General features: G+C 72.5%; 21 protein-coding genes. 6 read left to right on the top strand and 15 right to left on the bottom strand.

Annotation, left to right across the window (positions count from 1 at the left end; translation table 11 throughout):
* Nucleotides 1-30 precede the first annotated feature (30 nt).
* From ACIQPT_RS12075 to ACIQPT_RS12065, 3 genes are read right to left on the bottom strand one after another with little or no spacing between them, the layout of a single operon-like run.
* On the bottom strand, nucleotides 31-732 hold the full coding sequence (locus ACIQPT_RS12075; RefSeq protein ID WP_401155140.1) for a response regulator: 702 nt from the start codon (nucleotides 730-732) through the stop codon (nucleotides 31-33).
* Nucleotides 729-1,979: a MacS family sensor histidine kinase gene (macS, locus tag ACIQPT_RS12070; protein WP_401155138.1), complete on the bottom strand. Its 1,251-nt coding sequence runs from the start codon at nucleotides 1,977-1,979 to the stop codon at nucleotides 729-731. Before macS ends, ACIQPT_RS12075 begins: the two co-directional genes overlap by 4 nt.
* Before the next feature lie 31 nt (nucleotides 1,980-2,010).
* Nucleotides 2,011-2,802, bottom strand: coding sequence for a lysophospholipid acyltransferase family protein (locus ACIQPT_RS12065; protein ID WP_401155137.1), 792 nt, complete (start codon nucleotides 2,800-2,802; stop codon nucleotides 2,011-2,013).
* 174 nt (nucleotides 2,803-2,976) lie between these two features.
* Here ACIQPT_RS12065 and ACIQPT_RS12060 point away from each other — a divergent pair, with 174 nt between their 5' ends.
* Together ACIQPT_RS12060 and ACIQPT_RS12055 are read left to right on the top strand one after the other, a co-directional pair.
* The gene (locus tag ACIQPT_RS12060) at nucleotides 2,977-3,756 is read left to right on the top strand and encodes an alpha/beta hydrolase (RefSeq protein WP_401155135.1); all 780 of its coding nucleotides are present in this window, start codon (nucleotides 2,977-2,979) and stop codon (nucleotides 3,754-3,756) included.
* Complete coding sequence (locus tag ACIQPT_RS12055; protein WP_401155133.1) at nucleotides 3,749-4,459, top strand: hypothetical protein; 711 nt, start codon at nucleotides 3,749-3,751, stop codon at nucleotides 4,457-4,459. Before ACIQPT_RS12060 ends, ACIQPT_RS12055 begins: the two co-directional genes overlap by 8 nt.
* A 1-nt stretch (nucleotide 4,460) precedes the next feature.
* Here ACIQPT_RS12055 and ACIQPT_RS12050 read toward each other — a convergent pair whose 3' ends face one another.
* The 6 genes from ACIQPT_RS12050 to ACIQPT_RS12025 all read right to left on the bottom strand — a co-directional run bounded on the left by ACIQPT_RS12050 (nucleotide 4,461) and on the right by ACIQPT_RS12025 (nucleotide 9,436).
* On the bottom strand, nucleotides 4,461-5,216 hold the full coding sequence (locus ACIQPT_RS12050) for an endonuclease/exonuclease/phosphatase family protein (RefSeq protein WP_401155131.1): 756 nt from the start codon (nucleotides 5,214-5,216) through the stop codon (nucleotides 4,461-4,463).
* A gap of 81 nt (nucleotides 5,217-5,297) precedes the next feature.
* Nucleotides 5,298-6,239, bottom strand: coding sequence for an ROK family glucokinase (locus ACIQPT_RS12045; protein WP_103531839.1), 942 nt, complete (start codon nucleotides 6,237-6,239; stop codon nucleotides 5,298-5,300).
* A 75-nt stretch (nucleotides 6,240-6,314) separates the two neighbouring features.
* On the bottom strand, nucleotides 6,315-6,794 hold the full coding sequence (locus ACIQPT_RS12040) for a DUF5304 domain-containing protein (RefSeq protein WP_401155129.1): 480 nt from the start codon (nucleotides 6,792-6,794) through the stop codon (nucleotides 6,315-6,317).
* Nucleotides 6,795-6,877: 83 nt separating this feature from the next.
* Nucleotides 6,878-8,065 (bottom strand): ArsA-related P-loop ATPase, encoded by a 1,188-nt coding sequence (locus tag ACIQPT_RS12035; protein WP_401155127.1) that lies wholly within the window; start codon nucleotides 8,063-8,065, stop codon nucleotides 6,878-6,880.
* Nucleotides 8,066-8,070: 5 nt separating this feature from the next.
* Nucleotides 8,071-8,520 carry an SRPBCC family protein gene (locus ACIQPT_RS12030; protein ID WP_401155126.1) on the bottom strand — a complete coding sequence of 150 codons (450 nt, stop codon included), beginning with the start codon at nucleotides 8,518-8,520 and terminating at the stop codon, nucleotides 8,071-8,073.
* 109 nt (nucleotides 8,521-8,629) lie between these two features.
* Complete coding sequence (locus ACIQPT_RS12025; protein WP_401155125.1) at nucleotides 8,630-9,436, bottom strand: metallophosphoesterase; 807 nt, start codon at nucleotides 9,434-9,436, stop codon at nucleotides 8,630-8,632.
* A gap of 279 nt (nucleotides 9,437-9,715) precedes the next feature.
* Here ACIQPT_RS12025 and ACIQPT_RS12020 point away from each other — a divergent pair, with 279 nt between their 5' ends.
* Nucleotides 9,716-11,512 (top strand): AMP-dependent synthetase/ligase, encoded by a 1,797-nt coding sequence (locus tag ACIQPT_RS12020; RefSeq protein WP_401155123.1) that lies wholly within the window; start codon nucleotides 9,716-9,718, stop codon nucleotides 11,510-11,512.
* Nucleotides 11,513-11,574: 62 nt separating this feature from the next.
* Here ACIQPT_RS12020 and ACIQPT_RS12015 read toward each other — a convergent pair whose 3' ends face one another.
* Nucleotides 11,575-12,717 (bottom strand): glycosyltransferase family 4 protein, encoded by a 1,143-nt coding sequence (locus ACIQPT_RS12015; RefSeq protein WP_401155121.1) that lies wholly within the window; start codon nucleotides 12,715-12,717, stop codon nucleotides 11,575-11,577.
* A 108-nt stretch (nucleotides 12,718-12,825) separates the two neighbouring features.
* Between ACIQPT_RS12015 and ACIQPT_RS12010 the strand changes: the two genes are divergently transcribed.
* A complete protein-coding gene (locus ACIQPT_RS12010; RefSeq protein WP_401155119.1) occupies nucleotides 12,826-14,073 on the top strand; it encodes a glycosyltransferase 87 family protein in 1,248 nt (415 codons plus the stop codon).
* Here the strand turns inward: ACIQPT_RS12010 and ACIQPT_RS12005 are convergent.
* The 5 genes from ACIQPT_RS12005 to ACIQPT_RS11985 all read right to left on the bottom strand — a co-directional run bounded on the left by ACIQPT_RS12005 (nucleotide 14,049) and on the right by ACIQPT_RS11985 (nucleotide 19,587).
* The gene (locus ACIQPT_RS12005; protein WP_401155118.1) at nucleotides 14,049-15,305 is read right to left on the bottom strand and encodes a hypothetical protein; all 1,257 of its coding nucleotides are present in this window, start codon (nucleotides 15,303-15,305) and stop codon (nucleotides 14,049-14,051) included. The two genes, ACIQPT_RS12010 and ACIQPT_RS12005, sit on opposite strands and share 25 nt — an antisense overlap.
* 16 nt (nucleotides 15,306-15,321) lie before the next feature.
* Nucleotides 15,322-16,350, bottom strand: coding sequence for an NlpC/P60 family protein (locus ACIQPT_RS12000; protein ID WP_401155117.1), 1,029 nt, complete (start codon nucleotides 16,348-16,350; stop codon nucleotides 15,322-15,324).
* A gap of 276 nt (nucleotides 16,351-16,626) precedes the next feature.
* Nucleotides 16,627-17,652 (bottom strand): NlpC/P60 family protein, encoded by a 1,026-nt coding sequence (locus ACIQPT_RS11995; protein WP_401155116.1) that lies wholly within the window; start codon nucleotides 17,650-17,652, stop codon nucleotides 16,627-16,629.
* Nucleotides 17,653-17,944: 292 nt separating this feature from the next.
* Nucleotides 17,945-19,306, bottom strand: a complete 1,362-nt coding sequence (locus ACIQPT_RS11990; RefSeq protein WP_401155114.1) for an NYN domain-containing protein — start codon at nucleotides 19,304-19,306, stop codon at nucleotides 17,945-17,947.
* Between the two features lie 38 nt (nucleotides 19,307-19,344).
* Complete coding sequence (locus tag ACIQPT_RS11985) at nucleotides 19,345-19,587, bottom strand: hypothetical protein (RefSeq protein WP_015608051.1); 243 nt, start codon at nucleotides 19,585-19,587, stop codon at nucleotides 19,345-19,347.
* A 193-nt stretch (nucleotides 19,588-19,780) separates the two neighbouring features.
* Between ACIQPT_RS11985 and ACIQPT_RS11980 the strand changes: the two genes are divergently transcribed.
* Nucleotides 19,781-20,536, top strand: a complete 756-nt coding sequence (locus ACIQPT_RS11980) for a rhomboid family intramembrane serine protease (RefSeq protein WP_401155112.1) — start codon at nucleotides 19,781-19,783, stop codon at nucleotides 20,534-20,536.
* Nucleotides 20,533-20,814: an Lrp/AsnC family transcriptional regulator gene (locus ACIQPT_RS11975; protein ID WP_007451244.1), complete on the top strand. Its 282-nt coding sequence runs from the start codon at nucleotides 20,533-20,535 to the stop codon at nucleotides 20,812-20,814. The genes ACIQPT_RS11980 and ACIQPT_RS11975 overlap by 4 nt, the downstream gene beginning before the upstream one ends.
* The last annotated feature ends 45 nt before the right edge of the window (nucleotides 20,815-20,859 follow it).

Genomic DNA, 20,859 nt, shown 5'->3' with positions numbered 1-20,859 from the left:
AATATACGGCTCCGCCCCCGGGGCCGCCGGTCAGACGTCGTCGAGGCCGCGCTCGATGGCGTACCGCACGAGCTCCACGCGGTTGTGCAGCTGGAGCTTGCCGAGGGTGTTCTGCACATGGTTCTGCACGGTGCGGTGCGAGATGACCAGGCGTTCGGCGATCTGCTTGTACGAGAGGCCCTTGGCGACCAGCCGGAGCACCTCGGTCTCCCGGTCGGTGAGCTGCGGGGCCTTGGGCTCGTTCGACGCCACGGGTACGGGGTCGGAGGCGAGCCTGCGGTACTCGCCGAGGACCAGACCGGCCAGGCCCGGGGTGAAGACCGGGTCGCCGGCCGCGGTGGAGCGGACGGCGTCGGTCAGCTCCTGGGTGGAGGCGGACTTCAGCAGATAGCCGGTGGCCCCGGACTTCACCGCCTCCAGGACGTCGGCGTGCTCGCCGCTCGCGGAGAGGACCAGGACCCGCAGGCCCGGGTGGGTCCCGACGAGCTCCTTGCAGACCTGGACGCCGGGCATGCCGGGGAGGTTCAGGTCGAGGACCAGGACGTCCGGGCTCACGGCCTTGGCGCGGCGGACCGCCTGCGGGCCGTCCCCGGCGGTCGCGACGACGTCGAAGCCGGACTCGGCCAGGTCGCGGGCGACCGCGTCGCGCCACATGGGGTGGTCGTCGACGACCATGACCCTGATGGGCCGGTCGCCGGCCCCCTGCTCGTCCTGTGGTGTGTTCGTGCTCATCGGGCCGATCCTGCCTTCCCCCGGGAAACCTTCGGTGCTTTCGGAACCTTCAATTCGACCTCGCAGCCCTGTCCGGGCACCGAGATCAGCTCTGCCGTGCCGCCCAGGTCGCGCAGCCGGCCGCGGATGGACAGCGCGACCCCGAGCCGCCCCTCCCCCTCCGCCTGGGCGAGCCGCCCCTCCGGGATGCCGGGGCCGTCGTCCCGGACGGTGACGATCACCTCGTCCGGCTCGTCCTCGACCAGGATCCACGCCTGGGCGTCCGGGCCGGCGTGCACCCGTACGTTGTCCAGGGCGGCGCTGACGGCGGCGGCCAGCTCCCGGGCCGACTCGGCGGGGAGCAGCACCGGGGCGCCCGGTTCGGCGAGGCTCGTCCGGGATCCGGCGTGCGGGGCGAGCAGGGCGCGCAGGTCGCAGACGGCCCCGTCGCCGGGGCTCTCCTCGTCGATCTCGACCGTGCGGACCACGGCCCCTTCGGCGGCGTCCTCGGAGACCCGGGTCGGTGGGACCAGGCCGCTGGAGACCAGGGTGCGCAGGGCGACCTCCTGCTCCCCGGCCATCCGGCCCAGCTCGGCCGCCTCGCCGCCGATCGCGGTGCCCCGGCGCTGCACCATGGCGAGGACCTGGAGCACGCTGTCGTGGATGTCGCGGGCGAGCCGTTCGCGTTCGCGGGTGGTGGCCTCGATCTCCAGGGCGCGGGCGAGGGTGCGCTCACTGGCGCGGGCGACCTCGACGACGTACCCGATGGCGATGGAGGCGACCCAGACCAGCAGGACGTTGTGGTAGGTGTCCCGGCTGGGCTCGCCGCGCTGGATGATGTTGGCGGCGGCGACGAAGGTGGAGGCGAAGGCCGCCCACCGCCAGCCGCCCTTGATCGCGAAGGCGAGGACCGCGCCGGCCGTCCAGATCGACGGCAGCGTCGGGCCGTCGAAGGACTGGGAGTCGAAGTCGGCGAGCGGGGTGAGCAGAATGCCGGTCAGCGCGACGACCAGGTCCGCGACGAGGAAGCGTTTGGTGCAGCTCGCCGCCGAGCGGACCTTGGGCAGGGTGGCGAGCGTCCAGACGAAGAGGAACGCCAGATAGGCGACGGCGACCCAGGGGCGCTCGAACCTCTGCTGGCCGAAGTTGTCCTTCCCGAAGATCGCGAGAAGCACCGCGTAGATCATCGTCAGGACGCGGTAGCCCGTCAGCGCACGCCACAGCGGCAGCTCGACCGACATCCGTACGACCCGCTCACGCTTGGCCATGGCCACACCCCCCGGACGGTGAACGACGCGGTTACGCGCCGGACCGTTCCGTTCCGTTCTCGTTGCTCGCGGCGGCCTGCTTCTGGGCCCGCTTGGCTTCCTCGGCCTTGGCCTTCGCCTCCTCCGCCCGGGCCTTCGCCTCGTCGGCGATCTGGCGCTTGGCGGCGGTGGCGTAGACGTCGACGTACTCCTGGCCGGAGAGCTTCATGATCTCGTACATGACCTCGTCGGTCACCGAGCGCAGGATGAAGCGGTCGCCGTCCATGCCCTGGTAGCGGCTGAAGTCCAGCGGCTTGCCGATCCGGATGCCGGGGCGCATCAGCTTGGGCATCACCTGGCCGGGCGGCTGGATCTTCTCGGTGTCGATCATGGCGACCGGGATCACCGGGGCGCCGGTGGCCAGCGCGACCCGGGCCAGACCGCCGGGCTTGCCCCGGTAGAGGCGGCCGTCGGGCGAGCGGGTGCCCTCGGGGTAGATGCCGAAGAGGCCGCCGCTCTCGACGACCTGGATGCCCGCCTTGATCGCCGCCTCGCCCGCGCCGCGGGCCCCGGAGCGGTCGACGGGGAGCTGGCCGACGCCCTTGAAGAAGGCGGCGGTGAGCTTGCCCTTCACTCCGGGTGCGGTGAAGTACTCGGCCTTGGCGATGAACGTGACCTTGCGGTCCAGCACGGCCGGGAGGAAGAACGAGTCGGAGAACGACAGGTGGTTGCTCGCGAGGATCGCCGGACCGCGCTCGGGGATGTTCTCCAGGCCCTCCACCCACGGCCGGAAGGCGAGCTTCAGGGACCCGCCGATGGAGAACTTCATTGCGCCGTAGATCAACTCTGGTGCCTCCTGTGTGCTGTCGGTCAGACCTTAGCCTGGGCCGCTGCCGGGCCCGTGACGGCCCTGGTCGGTGTCGGTCCGGTCGCGTACGGTGAAGTCATCCGTCAAGCACTCCCCCAGGTGCCCGCACGCCCCGCCCGCCCCCGCCCGCCCCACGAACAGGAGACCCTGGTGCCGGTCCTCCCTGGAGCCGAGCCGTTCCGCCACGAGGGCGGAGAGGTCGGCGTCCTCCTCTGTCATGGCTTCACCGGATCCCCGCAGTCGCTGCGCCCCTGGGCGGATTATCTCGCCGAGCGCGGGCTGACGGTCTCGCTGCCGCTGCTGCCCGGCCACGGCACCCGCTGGGAGGACATGGCGGTCACCGGCTGGCAGGACTGGTACGCGGAGGTCGACCGGGAGCTGCGGGTCCTCGCGGAGAAGTGCGAGCAGGTCTTCGTCTTCGGGCTGTCCATGGGCGGCGCGCTGAGCCTGCGGCTCGCGGCCAAGCACGGGGACGCGATCAGCGGTCTGGTGCTGGTCAACCCGGCCAACAAGGTGCACGGCCTCTCCGCGTACGCGCTGCCGGTGGCCCGTCATCTGGTGCGGACGACCAAGGGCCTGGCCGACGACATCGCGCTCCCGGGTTCGCACGAGGTGGGCTACGACAAGGTGCCGCTGCACGCGGCGCACTCGGTGCGGAAGTTCTTCCGGCTGGTCGACGGGGAGCTGCCCCAGGTGACCCAGCCGGTGGTCCTGCTGCACAGCCCGCAGGACCATGTCGTGCCGCCCGCGGACAGCGCGCGGATCCTGAGCCGGATCTCCTCCACGGACGTCTCGGAGATCTTGTTGGAACAGAGCTACCACGTGGCGACGTTGGACCATGATGCGGAGCGGATCTTCGATGAGAGCTACCGGTTCATCGGCCGTCTCGCACCGAGCGTCGGGATGAAGGGGAGCACGTCCGGTGGCTGAGCACGACGCGGAACGTACAGGCAGCGACGAGGAGCGCGAACCGCGCCCCACGGAGGCCGCGGCTGTCCCGGAGGGGACGAAGCCGGAGGGCACGAAGCAGGCGGGGGCCGAGGGAGCGGAGCAGGAGCGGGCGATCGACGAGGACGCGGCGTGGGCCGCGATCGTCGCGGGGTACGGGGAGGAGCCGCCGGACCCGCCGGGCGCCAAGCCGTTCAAGTCCATCGAGGATCTGGCCCTGCTGGAGGACGACCAGCGCAATGTGCTGGGGCCGAAGGACGGCACCGCCGGGGACCCGGCGGACAAGGGGGCCGGCAAGACGCCCCCGAAGCCGCCGGAGAAGAAGCCGCTGGGCAGCTCCGTCGTCTTCGCGCCCGGTGTCGCAGGGCCGCGGGACTACGAGCTGCCCGCGTCCAAGGACGACGGCATCGATGTGCCGGACGACGGGGACGAGGGCCACTTCGTGCCCCCGGAGCCGCCGCCGCTGCCGGAGGCCGACGTCACGGCGAAGTTCGCCTGGCTGGCGGTGATCGGCGGGCCGGTCCTGATGCTCGTCGCGGTGCTGCTGCGGTGGGAGATGACGTGGTGGCTCACCACGCTCTGCATCGGCGGCTTCCTCGGCGGTTTCGCCACCCTGGTGGCCCGGATGCCGCACGACGACGATGACGACACCTACGGCGACCCGGGGCGCGGCGCGGTCGTGTAGGTCAGCTCGTGACGGGGACCCTGAGGGCGGCCAGGACCGGCAGATGGTCCGTGGCCGCCCTCAGGTCGTCCCCGCCCACCCCGTCCAGCCCGGCCGGGACGCCGCAGCCGAGCACCTCGATGCCGGGGGTCGCGAAGACCGCGTCGATGCGCTTACGGGGCTCGTCGGGCGGGAAGGTGAGCTCGCCGCCCCACGGGGCGACGGCCCGGCAGTCCTGGAGCTTCCCGGCCAGGTGCCGGAACGCCTTCCCGGTCGGTACGTCGTTGAGGTCGCCGCCCGCCACCGCGTGCTCCACGCCCATCGCGGTCAGCCGTTCCAGCAGCAGGCCGGCCTGGGCGAGGCGTTCGTCGCGCTGGAGGCTCAGATGGCAGCTCAGCACCCCGAGCCGGGTCCCGGCGATCCGCACCACGGCGGTGGCGAAGCCCCTGCGGTGCAGGCCGGGCGTGAGTGGCAGCAGGACGTCCTCGGTGCGCTCGACGGCCACCCGCAGCGAGCACAGCAGCAGCGGCCCGGCGGCGGTGGCCCCGCCGCTCAGCACCACCAGACCGCTGCTCTTCGCGAGCCCGGCCGCGGCCTTGCGCCAGCGGAAGAAGCGCGGGGCCTCCTGGACGAGGACCAGATCGGGTGCGCAGGCGCGGATGACCCGGGCCAGCGCGGCGGTGTCGTCGTGCATCGACCGGACGTTGTAGCTCAGCACTCTGATGACGGCTGAACCGTCCGGCTCGGTACGGGAGTCGGGCAGTGGCGTCAGGACCATGCGGGCCACGATACGACGGACGCCCGCCGGGGCCCCGGAGGGCGGCGACGGGCGTCCGGTGCGTCGTACGAGCCGGGGCGGCTAGCCCTGGCGGGCCAGGTCGGCAGCGCCCACGAGCCCTGCCTTGCCGCCGAGTTGGGCGGCCAGCACCTGGGCGTGCGGGCGCCACTCGCCGCCGATCAGCCAGCGCCGGAACGACTTGCGGATCGGGTCGAGGACGAGCTCGCCCTCGTCCGATACGCCGCCGCCGACGATGAACGCGGACGGGTCGAACAGCGAGGCGAGGTCGGCCAGTCCGGCGCCGGCCCAGCGGGCCAGCTCGCGGAACGAGTCGATGGCCACCGCGTCGCCCTGGCGGGCGGCCTCGCTGATGTGCTTGCCCTCGATGCCGTCCACCGTGCCGTCGCCGAGGCCGAGGAGGACGGCGGCGTTCTCGGGGGTGGCGTTGGCCCGCTGCTTCGCGTACCGGACGAGGGCGCGGCCGGAGGCGTACTGCTCCCAGCAGCCCTGGCTGCCGCAGCCGCAGAGCAGACCGTCCGGGACGACCCGGATGTGGCCGAACTCGGCGGCCACGCCGAAGCGTCCGCGGCGCAGCTTGTTGCCGATGATGATGCCGCCGCCGAGGCCGGTGCCGAGCGTGATGCAGATGACGTCGTCGTGACCCTGGCCGGCCCCGAAGCGATATTCGCCCCAGGCCGCGGCGTTGGCGTCGTTCTCGACGACGACGGGCAGGCCGACGCGCTGCTCGACCTTGTCCTTGAGCGGCTCGTGGCGCCAGTTGATGTTCGGTGCGAACAGCACGGTGGCGCGCTTGTCGTCGACGTAGCCGGCGGCGCCGATGCCGACGGCCTCCACCTCGTGGCCCTCGCTCGCCCCGGCCACCGCCGCGCAGATGGCGTCGACGATGCCTTCGGCCGTCGGCGGGGTCGCCACCTTGAACGTCGAGAGGATCCGGCCCTCTTCGTCGACCACTCCAGCCGCGATCTTCGTGCCGCCGATATCGACGCCGATGGTGAGTCCCATGAATCCCTCAGTTTCGGTCGAGCCCCGCTAGGGGCAACCGTACCCGAGGCCGCGCCCGGTACCGGCCGGAGCCGGTCAGTCCAGGTCGATGCGTTCGGTGCCGGAGGGGCCTTCGTCGCGGGGGTCGGACGGGTCCTCGGCGGCCTGCTTCGAGGGGGCCGCGGGACCGGTGGCGCCCGACGCGCCCTCGGTGGTGCGGGTCCAGCGGCTCTCCTGGCCCTCGACCGCGGAGCGGTAGGCGGCCAGCAGTTCGTTGCCCGCGGCGGCGAGGTGGTCGAAGAGCTCCGGGTTGCGTTCGATGACCGGTTCGACGGCGGACTTCGCCTGCCGGATGGCCTGCTGGACCGCGCCCTGGGCGGCGACGCCCAGCAGCGGGGTCGGGAGCGAGGACACCTTGTCGGCGACCGCGTCGACCAGCTTGCGCAGTTCCTCGGCGGCGGATCCGGGCTGGGGGCCGTACTGGGCCCGGCGGCGGGCCTTCTCGGCCGCGAGGTCCTCGGCGCAGGCGTCGGCCCACGCGTCGCCGTCGACGGGACGATCGGTGGCTTCACTCATGGCGGACTCCTGCGACGCGGGGCGGCCGACGGTCGGCCTGCGGTACACGTACTACCGACGTTACCCGAATGGCCGCACGCCGTTCAGGAGGTGCGCGGCCACAGGGCCGGATCCGGCGTGAACCTCACCCGCAGCACCCCGTCGGCCAGGGCCGCGCCGGAGACGGTGCAGCGGCGCAGCGCGGAGGCCACGCGCACGATCCGGTGAAAGGGGCCGACGGTCAGGAGCAGTTCGTCGCCCCGGCGGACCAGGCGCAGGTCTTCCTTGGCGGCCCCGGGCAGCGGCAGGCACCAGGCGAGGACCGTCGCCGCGTCCTCGGTGTCCGGCTCCTCCTCGATCCACCAGGGGTCCTCGGCGCGGCCGGGCGTCCGGGCGTCGGGGGCGGGGATCTCCAGCGCGGCCAGGTCGTCCGGGCCCTGCGGGTCGCGGCCCAGGTGGGCGGCCTCGTGCACGGGAAGGTCCGGGGCCAGGTCCTGGTGCCAGTGGTCCAGGCACTTCTCCTGCTGGGCGGCGAGCGCGGCGAACCAGGGGTCGGAAGAGTGGCGGGGCAGCACACGGGAGGCGACGAGCAGGTCGGCGCTCAGTCCGTGCAGGGCGAGGCCGGTGCGGGCGGCGCGCAAGGCGTCCTCGGCGGCGGGTCCCGGCTCCGCGACCAGCCGGAGCGTGGTGGAGCCGTCCTCGATCAGGGCCTGGACGGCGGCCAGCTCGGTGTCCTTGCGGGCGGCGGCCTCGTACAGCCACTGCGCGGGCATCGGGACCCCGGCGAGCTGGGCGAGGACCGGGCGCAGGGCGCGGGCGGCCTGGCGTTCGGCGGGGAGCAGCCGGCGCAGATAGCGGCGCAGCTGGTCCGGGAGGGCGAGCAGGGCCAGGGCCTGGTCGAGCGGCGGGAGGTCGACGACGAGGGTGTCGTAGCCGGACCAGTCGCCCTCGGCGGCCCGGCGCAGCGTGTGCAGCAGGGCGAGCTGCGGGGAGCCGGGGAGTTCGGTGAGCTCCTCGCCGTCGAGCCGGCCCGCGCCGAGCAGGTCCAGGACGCCGGAGGCGCGCTTCTGGAGCTCGGTGAGTTCGGCGCGGAAGTGCGCGCCGGAGTCGATGCGGGCGTGGTCGAGCAGGCCGGTGACCCGGGTGGGTTCCGTGGCGGCCGGGAAGCCGGGTATGGCCTCGGCGGAGATCAGGAGGGTGCGGCGGCCGTCCGCCGCGGCGGCCAGGGCGGTGGCCGCGGCGACGGTGGTGCGGCCCGCGCCGCCGAGGCCGGTGACCAGGACCGTACGCACGGCTCTCAGGTCCCCGGGGCGGACTCGACGCGCTTCTTCAGACCGGCGAGGGCGCGGTCGATGATGACCTTCTCGGCCTTGCGCTTGATCATGCCGAGCAGCGGGATCTTGACGTCGACGGCGAGCTTGTAGGTGACCTCGGTGCGCTCGCCGCCGCCGAGCGGGGCCAGTGCGTAGGTGCCGTCCAGGGAGCGCAGCATCTGGGACTTGACGAGGCTCCAGCTGACTTCGTTCTCGCCGTTCCAGGTGTAGGCGAGGACGTGGTCGTCCTTGATCGCTCCGGCGTCCAGGACGAGGCGGACCTGCTCGGCGCGGCCCTGGTCGTCGGTGGAGAGGACCTCGGCCTCCTTGACCTCGCCGGTCCACTCCGGGTAGCGGGCGAAGTCGGCGATCACGCCCATGACGTCGGCCGGCGCCGCCTCGATCGTGATGCTCGAGCTGGTGTGTTCAGCCATCGCCGTGGCCCTCCAGTGCGGTGTTACCGGTCGCGTTCGGCAGGAGCCTGCCGCTGTGCAGGCTATCGCGTGCCCGGGGCGCTCCGGTCCACGGCCCGGCCGCCCGTGGTCACCAGGTCAGCGCCCAGGGTGTTCCGGTCGAGGCGAAGTGGCCGACGTTGACGCACTCGGTGGTCCCGATCCGCATCCGGCGGACCAACGGCTGGTGAACATGGCCGAAAAGCGCGTACCGGGGGCGGGTGGTGCGGATCGCCTCCAGCAGGGCGGTGCTGCCGCGTTCGAAGCGGCGGGCGACGGTGTCGTACGTCAGCTCGGGGACCTCGGGCGGGATGTGCGAGCAGAGGACGTCGACCGGGCCGAGCGCCTCGACCTTGGCGGCGTACTCCTCGTCGCTGATCTCGTACGGGGTGTTCATCGGGGTCTTGAGGCCGCCGCCGACGAAGCCGAAGACCCGGCCGCCGATCTCGACGCGTTCGCCGTCCAGGACAGTGGTGCCGGGGCGGGCGTACTCCGGCCAGAGGTCGGGGACGTCGACGTTGCCGTAGGTGGCGTACGTCGGAGTGGGGAAGGCGGCGAAGAGTTCGGCGTACTGCTTGCGCACGGCGCCGAGGATCTCGGTGTTGCGGTCGCGGCCCGCCCACAGCTCACGGCCGAAGGCGCGGGCCTCGTCGTAGCGGCGGGCGGTGCGCAGGGCGACGATGCGGTCGGCGTTCTCCGTGCCGAACAGGTCGGGGAAGATGCCGCGCGAGTGGTCGGCGTAGTCGAGGAAGAGCACCAGGTCACCGAGGCAGATCAGGGCGTCGGCGCCGTCCCCGGCGCGGGCCAGGGCCTCGGTGTTGCCGTGCACGTCGCTGACCACGTGAATCCGGGTCGATCCCCCGGCCGGATCCCGGCTGTCCGGTTCGCTGCCTCGCATGGGAGCAGCCTAGAGTGCCCGTTCCGTCGCTGGGTAGACCGTCCGGACCTGCGGTTACTTCCACGTCGCGACGGCGGTGGACTACTGTGCGCGAAAGGCTCATTTATATGTGTGATGCATAAGACATCTGGCCGGAACCCCCTATCCGGAACCGAGTACTGATGGGTAACGTCCGGGCAGTCCAGTCGTGCTCACCCCACTGAGCACCCGCCATTCTTGGACCGCAGCCGGTGCGTCACACAGAGCCGTGGCACCGGAGCCCGATGAGGAGCAGCAGTCTTGCGCGAGTTCAGCCTTCCGGCCCTGTACGAGGTCCCGACGGACGGCAACCTGACGGATCTCATCCGCCGCAATGCCGCTCAGCATCCCGACGTCGCGGTGATGAGCCGCAAGGTGGCCGGCGTCTGGACGGACGTCAGCGCCACCCAGTTCCTGGCCGAGGTGAGAACCGCCGCCAAAGGGCTGATCGCCTCGGGCGTGCAGCCCGGCGACCGGGTCGCCCTGATGTCCCGCACCCGTTTCGAGTGGGTGCTGCTGGACTTCGCGATCTGGAGCGCCGGCGCGGTGACCGTGCCGGTGTACGAGACCAGCTCCGCCGAGCAGGTGCAGTGGATCCTCGGTGACTCCGGGGCGGTGGCGGTGCTCGTGGAGAGCGACGCGCACGCCGCGTCCGTGGCCTCCGTACGGGACGCGCTGCCGGATCTGGCGCATGTCTGGCAGATCGACGCGGGCGCCGTGGAAGCGCTGGGCAAGGCGGGTGCCGAGGTCTCCGACGAGACCATGGACCTGCGGATGATCAGCGCCAAGGCGGACGACCCGGCGACGATCGTCTACACCTCGGGCACCACCGGCCGCCCCAAGGGCTGTGTGCTCACCCACCGCAGCTTCTTCGCGGAGTGCGGCAACGTGGTGGAGCGGCTGAAGCCCCTCTTCCGTACGGGCGAGTGCTCGGTGCTGCTGTTCCTGCCCGCCGCGCACGTCTTCGGCCGGCTGGTCGAGGTGGCCTCGGTGATGGCCCCGATCAAGCTGGGCTGCGTCCCCGACATCAAGAACCTCACCGATGAGCTGGCCGCGTTCCGGCCGACGCTGATCCTGGGCGTGCCCCGGGTCTTCGAGAAGGTCTACAACGCGGCCCGCGCCAAGGCGCAGGCGGACGGCAAGGGCAAGATCTTCGACCGGGCCGCCGACACGGCGATCGCCTACAGCCGGGCGCTGAGCACACCTCAGGGTCCTTCGCTCGGCCTGAAGCTCAAGCACAAGCTGTTCGACAAGCTGGTCTTCGGCAAGCTGCGCGCGGTGCTCGGCGGCAAGGGCGAGTTCGCGATCTCCGGCGGTGCTCCGCTGGGTGAGCGGCTCGGCCACTTCTACCGGGGCATCGGCTTCACCGTCCTGGAGGGCTACGGCCTGACCGAGACCTGTGCGGCGACGGCGTTCAACCCGTGGGACCGGCAGAAGATCGGCACGGTCGGCCAGCCGCTGCCCGGATCCGTGGTGCGGATCGCGGACGACGGTGAGGTGCTGCTGCACGGCGAGCACCTGTTCACCGGCTACTGGAAGAACGAGTCCGCCTCGGTCGAGGCGCTGGCCGACGGCTGGTTCCACACCGGGGACATCGGCACGCTCGACGAGGACGGCTACCTCGCGATCACCGGCCGCAAGAAGGAGATCATCGTGACGGCGGGCGGCAAGAACGTCGCCCCGGCCGTCATCGAGGACCGCATCCGCGCGCACGCCCTGGTCGCCGAGTGCATGGTGGTCGGCGACGGCCGCCCGTTCGTCGGCGCGCTGGTCACCCTGGACGAGGAGTTCCTGGGCCGCTGGGCCGAGGAGCACGGCAAGCCGGCCGGCTCGACGGCCCTGTCGCTGCGCGAGGACGCGGAGTTGCTGGCCGAGGTGCAGCGCGCGGTGGACGACGGCAACGCGGCGGTCTCCAAGGCCGAGTCGGTGCGCAAGTTCCGCATCCTGCCCGCCCAGTTCACCGAGGAGGCGGGCCACATCACGCCGTCGCTGAAGCTGAAGCGGAACGTGGTGGCGAAGGACTTCGCGGACGAGGTGGAGTCGATCTACCGCGCCTGAGCGGTGTGACGCGTACGAAGGGGCCCGCGCCGGGTGATCAGGCGCGGGCCCCTTCTCCGTACTCACAGCAGGGTCTTGAGCTTCTCCGCCAGCAGGTCCCAGCGCCACTTCTCCTCGACCCAGGCCCGGCCCCGCTCCCCCATCCGCCGCCGCAGCTCCGGGTCGCCGAGCAGCGTCACGATCCGGTCCGCCGACTCCTCGGCGCTGCCGCCGCGCACGACCCACCCGGTCTCGCCGTCGAGCACCGCGTCCGGGGCGCCGCCCGAGTCGCCGGCCACCACGGGCAGTCCGGTCGCGGACGCCTCCAGGTAGACGATCCCGAGGCCCTCCACGTCGAGGCCGCCACGGCGGGTCCGGCAGGGCATCGCGAAGACGTCCCCGGCCCCGTAGTGCGCGGGCAGCTCGGCCCAGGGCACCGGTCCGGTGAAGCGCACCGCGTCCTGCACCCCGGTCTCCGCCGCGAGCCGCTTCAGGTCCTTGGCGTACGGGCCGCCGCCGACGATCAGCAGCACCGCGTCCGGGATCTGCGCCAGGATCGCGGGCATGGCCAGGATCAGCGTGTCCTGGCCCTTGCGCGGCACCAGGCGCGATACGCAGACGACCACCGGGCGGTCGGAGAGCCCGAGGCGGGCCCGGACCTTGTCGCCGCCGGACGCCGGGTGGAAGGTCTTCTCGTCGACGCCGGGCGGCAGTTGGACCATGCGCCCGGCGGCGTCCGGGGTGAGGGCCGCGGCGATCCGGGAGCGGGTGTACTCACCGAGATAGGTGATCGTGTCCGTGCCATCGCCGATCCGGCGCAGCAGCTGCCGGGAGGCGGGCAGTTGCGCCCAGCCGGCCTCGTGCCCGTGCGTGGTGGCCACGAGGCGGCGGGCGCCCGCGCGGCGCAGCGCCGGGGCCATCAGACCGAGCGGGGCGGCCGCGCCGAACCAGACGGAGGTGCAGCCGTGTTCGCGCAGCAGGGTGGTGGCCCGGCGGGTGACGCGCGGGGTGGGCAGCAGCATCGTCGTCCGGTCGCGGACCACGGTGAACGGCTGCTCGGCGTCGAAGGCGGCGGTGGCCGCCGCGCCCTCCTCGCCGCGCTTCCAGGTGGAGGCGTAGACGACGACCCGGTCGGGATCCAGGCGCAGCGCCATGTTGTGCAGGAACGCCTGGATGCCACCGGGGCGGGGCGGGAAGTCGTTGGTCACGATCAAGGTCTTGTCCATCGCCGCCGACAGTACCCAACGGCCGCGCTTCACCGCTCCCGCGCTCTCCCGACGGCATCATGAACCGCCGGGGGCCCGGCCGGGTACGAGCGACGAAGGCGGACGGCGATGACGGGACGAGCACCCACCGGCGCGGGACCCTGGCCGTACGCGGTGTGGGCGCTGACCCGGGCCTGGCTGCTGGCCTGTGTGTTCCAGGTGGTCACGGTGCCGGGCCCGGACGTCACGGTGGATGTGTCGGTGATCTACCGGGGCTGGTACGAGACCCTGCTGACCGGCACGTATCCGCTGGACGACGTCACCTGGCAGTACCCGCCCGGGGCGGCCCTGGCGATCCTCTCCCCGGCCCTGCTGCCGTTCCTGGAGTACGCGACGGCCTTCTTCGTCCTCGTCCTGCTCTGCGACGCGCTGGTGCTGGGGCTGCTGCTGTACGTGGGCCGGCGGCCGGGGATGCGGGCGGCGGGTGCGTGGGTGTGGGTCGTGGGGGTGCCGCTGCTGGGGCCGACGGTCTACGCCCGGTACGACCTGATGGTGACGGCCGTCGCGGTGGCGGCGCTGCTGGCCGGGGTGCGCCGCCCGCGCGCGCTGGGGGCGCTGGCCGCGTTCGGGGCGCTGCTGAAGGGGTGGCCGGCGCTGCTGCTGGTGGGGGTGCGGAAGGGGCGTTGGACGCGGGCGGCCTGGGGGGCGGCGGCGCTGACGGCGGCGGGGCTCGCGGCGTCGTTCGCGCTGTGGATGCCGGGGGCGTTCGCGTTCCTGGCCTTCCAGCGGGACCGGGGCACCGAGGTCGAGTCGCTGGGGGCGCTGGTCTTCCATGGGGCGCGGCAGTTCGGCTGGGAGGGGCGGGTGGAGCTGCGCTACGGCTCGCTGGAGTTCGTCGGCCCGCACGTGGAGCTGGTGTCGACGCTGGCGCTGGGGCTCGGGGTGGCGGCGCTGGGCTGGCTGGTGCTGTGGCGGCTGCGGGCGGGGTCGTTCGCGGCGCACACCCCGGCCGAGGCGGCGTTCACGGCGGTGCTGCTGTTCACGGTCACCAGCCGGGTGATCAGCCCGCAGTACGTGGTGTGGCTGGTCGGGCTCGCGGCGGTGTGCCTGGCGTTCCGGGCGGCCGCGATGACGCTCCCGGCGGTCCTGGTGCTGGTGGCGGCGGGAGTGACGCTGCTGGAGTTCCCGATCGGCTTCGGCCATGTGGTGGCGAGCGACGCGTGGGGCGTGACGCTCCTTCTCGTACGGAACGGGCTGCTGGTGGCGGCCTCGCTGATCGGTGCGCGGCGGCTGTGGCGGTCGACGGTGCCGGGGAGGCCGCGTGCGGACGCCGCCCGGCTCGCGGTCGAGGGTCAGCCGAGCCGGGTGGCGAGGTAGTCGCGCCAGTCGGCGGTGAACTGCTCGGGGGTGGTGTCGAGCACCGCGTTCAGCGCCTGCTCCACCGCCCCGTCACGCCCGTCGTGGGCGCCGACGGCCTCGTAGAAGGCGATCAGCTTCTCCTTGCCCCAGCGCTCCGCGATCAGCTCGCAGGCCAGCCAGCCGCCCTCGTAGGCCCCGGCGAGCTTCGCGGGGTCGCCGTCGAAGCCGAAGTCCGGGTCGGCGGGGAGCTCGGCGGGGGTTTCGCCGCTCCGGACGGCTGCTGCCAGTTCGGGGGCGATCGTGTCGGCGGTGCGGTCCTCGCCCCGGTAGGCGGTCCAGTCGGCGAAGCCCTCGGAGAGCCAGACGGGGGTGGCGGTGGAGGTGCTGGTCCGGGTGGCGACATGGGTCGTCTCATGGGTCAGGACGATCCGCTGGCCGAAACTGCCCAGGGTGGCGTACGCCTGCGGGTTGACGATCACCCGGTCGGCGATGGCCGGGCGCTTGCCGGTGCCGCCGACCTCGCCGGTGGTGACGGCGGCGATGCCCCGGTAGCTGGCCTCCGGCGAGCCCAGCAGCCCCGCCATGTCCTCGACGGAGTCCGGGACGAGGACCACGACCCGGCGGGTCCAGGGGCGCGGCCAGGCGTCCGAGACGGCCGGGACGGCGAGGTCCACGGTGTCGGCGATCTGGCGCAGCTCGCTCTCGGGCCGGCCGACGCCCAGGACGATGCTGTGCGCGCCCTCGACGACCTCCACGTCCCCCTGCTGCCACAGCTGCCCCGAGGCGCCCTTGGCGGGCCGGTCGGCGGTGATGTACCAGCGCTCGCCGTCCCGCATCAGCTCCAGGACCCGGCGGGTGGCGACCGGGGCGGTGTCGTACCCGTCGATCCGGTAGCGCAGCTCCACATCCGCGGTGGCCCAGCGACCGTCCTGCTTGGTGATGCCCTTGACGTCGTACGTCCAGGACTTCAGGGGCACGTCGGCGAGCCGGTCCAGTTCGGTGCGCTGGGCGGCGCGCAGCTTCGCGGCGTCCGGGGCAAGGGCGTCGACGTAGCCCGCCGGGTCGTGGGCGAGGACGGCCGCCGCGCGGCTCTTCAGGGTGGCCTCGAGGTCGCCGGTGGTGAGGAAGGTGTCCGGGCCGGCGGGGGCCGTGCAGGCGGACGCGGTAAGCAGCGCGGCGAGCAGCGGGCCCGCCGCACGCCGCCGTACCCGGGGGCCTCCCCCGCGCGCGTCACGTTCTCGTACGGCCACCCTGCCGATCGTACGGTCAGATCCGGGTGACCGAGGAGACCGGCATCATGCCGACCGGATCGTAGCGGACCGGGGCGCCCGGGTAGGGGGCGTGGATGACCTGGCCGTTGCCGACGTACATGCCGATGTGGCTGGCGTCCGCGCGGTAGGCGACCAGGTCACCGGGGAGGGCCTGGGAGAGCGGCACCATGCGGCCCGCGTGGCGCTGGGCCTGGGAGGTGCGGGGCAGGCTCACCCCGGCCTGGGCGTAGGCCCACTGCATCAGGCCGGAACAGTCGAATCCGGAGGGCCCGTTGGCGCCCCAGACGTAGGGTCTGCCGAGCGCCTGGTGGGCGGCGGCCACGGCGGACATCGCGCGGCCCGAGCCGGGGGCGACGCCGGAGAGGTCGGGCAGCCCGTCGCGGCCGGTGCGCGAGGCCCGGTCGAAGGAGGCGCGTTCCTCGGGCGGCAGCGAGTCCAGCAGCCGGCGGGCCTCGCGGAGCTTGCCCTCGACGGCGCGCTTGTGGCGGGTGACGGCGGCCCGGTTGCGCTCCAGTTCGGTCAGGGCGCGGGTGGCCTCGGCGCGGGTCTGGGCGATCCTGCGCTGGGCGTGCCGCAGTTTGTCCAGGGTCATCGCCTGGCGGGCGCCTGCCCGGTCGAGGACGGCGGCCTGCTCCAGGTAGCTGTCCGGGTCGGCGGAGAGCAGCAGCGCGAGCGCCGGGTCGATGGAGCCGGTGCGGTACTGGGCGCCCGCCATCGCGCCGAGCGCGTTGCGCATCCGGTTGACGCGTTCCTGGCCCCGGGCCGTGGCGTCCTGGGCGCGGTCCGCCTCACCGCGCAGCCGGGCCACGCGCTCCCCGGCCTCGTTGAACCGCTCGGTGGCCTGCTCGGCCTCCCCGTAGAGGCGGTCGACGGCGGCCTTGGCGGTCTCCCGGGTGTCCTTCGGGTCGGCGCTCGCCGGGGCCCCGGTCAGGGTGGCCGCCGCGGTGGCGGCGGCCGCCGAGATGACCGTGACCCGGACTCCTCTGTTGAAGCCGGACTGTGTGGAACGGCGATGGGACACCACAGGTAGCCGCACTCCCTTCCGCTGACGCGGTAGTGCGCAGCCCCTGCCGCCCGGGGCGGGCGGACGGAGACCGGGAGCTGCACAGCAGCCAGACAGTAATCGGACGACTACGCACCGGCCAAAGACCCCGCCGGTGGCGGACGGGGGCGGAAGGGGGCTCCAACGCCGCCGCCCCGCCGGTGACCTTGGTCTCCGGCGGGGCGGGGGCGTCAGCGTGGTGCGCGGCGATTCCCTCGTTCGGGCGTGCCGTGGCGGGCCGTCGCGTGCGCGGTGGCGTCAGATACGGACGCCGAACTGGAAGGTGCCCATGTAGTCCATCGACTCGTAGCGGACGACGGTGCCCGGCTTCGGGGCGTGCAGGATCTGGTTGTTGCCGGCGTAGAAGCCGACGTGCGACAGGCCGTTGAAGAAGACCAGGTCGCCCGGCTTGAGCTGGCTGCGGCCGATCCGCTGGCCGTCGTTCTGCTGGGTGTACGTGGTCCGGGTGATGGAGACCCCGGCCTGCGCGAAGGCCCACTGGGTCAGCCCGGAGCAGTCGTAGGAGTTGGGGCCCGAGCCGCCGGAGACGTACGGCTTGCCGATCTGCGTGGCAGCGGCGCTGAGGGCGGCGGCGCCACGGCCGGACGCGGGGGCCTCGTTGCCGAGTTCGACCCGGTCGGTGGAGGCGCGGCTGGCGCGGTTCTCCTCCTCCTGGATCTTGGCCCGCTCGGCCTGGGTCAGCGTGTTGAGCAGCTGCTGGGCGTCGGCCAGCTTGCCCTGGTACTTCTTCTTGTTCTCGCCGAGCGCCTTGCGGACGTCGGCGAGGTCGCCGAGCTTGTCCTGGGCTTCCTTGCGCTGCTGGGCGAGAGTGCGCTGCTTGGACTGGATCTTCTGCAGCGACTCCGTCTGCTTGACCGTCAGCTGGTCGAGCGCGGAGGCCTGGTCGAGGAAGCTGTCCGGGTCCGAGGCGAGGAAGAGGGCCACCGAGGGGTCGATGCCGCCGGAGCGGTACTGCGCGGTGGCGATCGAACCGAGTTCGCCGCGCAGCGTGTTGAGCTCGGCCTGGCCGCGGGCGACCTTGTCCTGGAGCGCGTCGACTTCCTTCTTCAGGTTGTCCTGCTGCTCCTTGGCCCCGTTGTACTTCTCCGTGGCCGCCTCGGCCTCGTGGTAGAGCTTGTCGACCTTCGCCTTGACCTCGCTCTTGGTCGGCTTGGGGTCGGCGTGGGCGGCCTGGGAGGTCAGGGCCACGGCCGCGGCGGCGGTCGCGGTGAGCACGGTCACGCGGGTGCGGCTCGGCTGCTTGGGACGACGGTGGGACGCCACGAAGGCGAGCTCCTTCTTCCTCAGAGCCGCCTACCGGGCTGTGGGGGAATGATTCCCCGGCTCCGTGCACATGACGGACTCGGCGGTTCCTTCGCCGTCACCCCGAATGGGTGATCAACCGTGCGAAGGTTCGAGGCCTGACCCTAGTGACCATCTTGTGATCAGTTCAAATCCTCACAGGATTTTTCTCGTCACACCAGGCACTTCTTTACTCTCACCCCACCGCGTGTAGCGGCGACTTGACGGTACGTTCCCAGAAATCCGGCATGTCACACATGCCGCGCATATCCCGCTAGACGCGCGAAAGGCGCTTGAGGAGCATGACGGACGCGACCGGCCTCGCCCCGGCCTTCGCCACACCGTCCGCCACCTCACGGTCGGTGGAGACGACGACCACGGGCCGCCCCGGCGGTTCCGCGCGGGCCAGTTGACGGATCACCTCGTCCGCCGTGACGCCGGGCTTGCTGAACAGCACCCGTACGCCTCGCGGCGGGGCGAGCAGCACCGGGGCGGCCAGTTCGGCCCCGTCGAAGACACAGGTCATCTCCGCGCCGGTCTGCGCCGCGAGCACCGAGAGACCGCCCAGCAGCCGCAACCGCTGCTTCTCCAGCGGCATCTGCGGATAGCCGGTCTTGGTGACGTTGTAGCCGTCCACGATGAGGTGGGCCTGCGGCAGCGCCAGCAGCTGGTCGAGCAGCGCCGGGTCGGTCTCCGAAAGGGCGCGCGCGGCAATGTCCTTGGGCGACATCCGGCCCGGCTCCACCGCGTCCACGGTGTCGGCGGGATGCGTCGTCGCCGGAGGCAGCGCCAGCTCCCGCCGCAGCCCGGAGGCCGCGTCCAGCACGGTGTCCAGGAGCAGCCGCAGGCGCATGTCCTCCACGGAGCGGCCCTCGCGGGCGGCCCGGCGGCTCGCCTCCAGGGCCGACTCCGCCTCCCCCAGGCGCCCCTTGAGCCGGCGCGACTCGCTCTCCACGGCGGAGAGCTGGGCGGCCGACTCGGCGCGGGCGGTGTCGGCCTCGGCGGCGCTGCGGCGCAGGGCGGCCTCACCGCGCTTCACCTCGCTGAGCGCGCTGCGCAGCTTGCGGTGCAGCGACTCGGCCTCCTTGCGGGCCGCCTCCAGCTCGGTGCGCAGCCGCTCGGTCTCGGCGCGGGTGTGGGCGCGGGCCCGCTCCAGCTCCTCGCGCAGTTGCTCCAGTTCGCGCCGGGTCTCCTCGTCGGCCCGTTCCGCGTCGGCGCGCTGGACCTCCTCGCCGGCCGCCTCGACCAGCTTGACCCAGCCGACCGGGCGCAGCACATAGGCGGCCGCGGCCACATCGAGGGGGTCGGCGGCGGCGGGCGGCGAACCCGCCTCCAGGGCGCCGGTCAGCTCGGGCTGGGACTGGGCCAGCCGCTCACCGATCCGCTGCCGGAAGAGGGCGTCGCTCTCCAGCGCGGCGGCCATCGCGTTCCCCGCGAACTTGGCCCGCCGGGTCGGGGTGAACCGGGCGTACTGCCGCAGCTGGGCGGGCAGTTCGGCGACGGTCAGTCCGCCGAAGGCGTCCGAGACCAGCGCGACGACCCGCCGTCGCACACCCTCGGGCAGCGGACGGCCGAGCGCCTCTGCACCGCCGTCGGCCTCATCGGCCGGTCCGGCGCCGCTGGTCGGCTGATCCACCGTCCGTCACCCCATAGATGTGTGATGGGTGCGCTCCCTCAGGAGGCGGCACCCGGCCTGTCCACCAGTTCGATCTGGTCCACCGCATTGCACCAACGACAGCGGACCGACTCGATGGTCTCACTGACGACCTCCCGCTCCTCGACACTGGACTCACCGGCCAGGTCGAGGTGCACGTACTCCACGACCTTGGAGGAGCGGGTCACGTCGAAGCGCGTGAGATTGCCGCACAGCGTGCAGCGCCAGCGGGTCCCGTCGGTCGGCAGGGGAACCGTCGTCATCGTTGCGTCCTCTTTCGTCGTCTCCAGGAGCCCGCGCCGGGCGTACCGCCGCGACTCCACCTGTCTACGTCAAGGATCTCGCGGTGCGCCGTCGAACTGCGGAAGTCCTGGCGTAACCCTACGGCCTCGCGTATAGGCATCGGCACGGCGAGGCGCTCCATCCCGTTCTCGGCCGGTACGTCATGCTCTGTACATGATCGAGTGGCGGCAGGCCGACTGGCGGACCACGGCCGGGAGGATCCGGGACGCGGCGGCGTCGAGCGGCGCCCCGGTCACGTACGGACTGATCGGCGTCTGCGGTGTGGTCTTCCTGATCAGTCCGCTCTCCGGGTTCGGCGGCGCGGCCTACCGGAGCGAGGACGCGCTGCTCGCCGCGCAGGCGGGGTACTTCGAGCGGTGGGGGGTGATCCCCGCGGAGCTGTGGGAGGGCTCCGCGCATGCGCTGATCACGCCGTTCACCGCGCTGTTCGTGCACGGCAGCTTGCTGCACCTGCTGGGGAACCTGCTGTTCCTGTACGTGTTCGGCGCGATGGCCGAGGAGCGCATGGGCCGGGTGCGGTTCGCCCTGTTCTACGTCGGCTGCGGCTATCTGGCCCTGGTCTGTTACGCGGCGGCGCACGCGGACTCCGAGCAGACGCTGGTGGGCGCGTCCGGCGCGATCTCCGCGGTGCTCGGCGCGTTCCTGTTTCTCTTCCCGAAGGCCCGGGTGACCAGCCTGTTCCCGTTCCTCTTCTTCCTGCCGCTGCGCTTCCCCGCGTGGATCGTGCTGGTCTTCTGGTTCGCCCTCCAGTGGGCGGCGGCGCAGGGGGCGGGCAGCGGTCCGGGGGTGGCGTATCTGGCTCATGTGGCGGGGTTCGCGGCCGGGTTCCTCTACGCCTGGGTGCGCTATGGGCGAAGGACTAGAGTGAAGGTTCCAGCCACGGCCACCGAGGGAGACAGCCAGCCGTGATCACCGCGATCGTGCTCATCAAGACCAGCGTGGACCGGATTCCGGAGATCGCCGAGGCCATCGCCGCGCTGGACAGTGTCAGCGAGGTCTTCTCCGTCACCGGCACCTACGACCTGATCGCCATGGTCCGGGTCGCCAAGCACGACGACCTCGCCGATGTCATCCCCGGCCGGATCAGCAAGATCCCGGGCGTCGAGGGCACCGACACCCATGTGGCGTTCCGTACGTACTCCCAGCACGACCTGGAAGCGGCCTTCGCCATCGGCCTCGACGCGTAGGCGCCACCGGCGACACACCTCGGCCGGGGACGGGCAGCGCGCCTG

Source organism: Streptomyces sp. NPDC091289 (assembly GCF_044757365.1).
In the GTDB taxonomy this organism is placed as follows: domain Bacteria; phylum Actinomycetota; class Actinomycetes; order Streptomycetales; family Streptomycetaceae; genus Streptomyces.
Note: the sequence above shows the minus strand (reverse complement) of the source record. Positions and strands in the feature narration are given on the sequence as shown.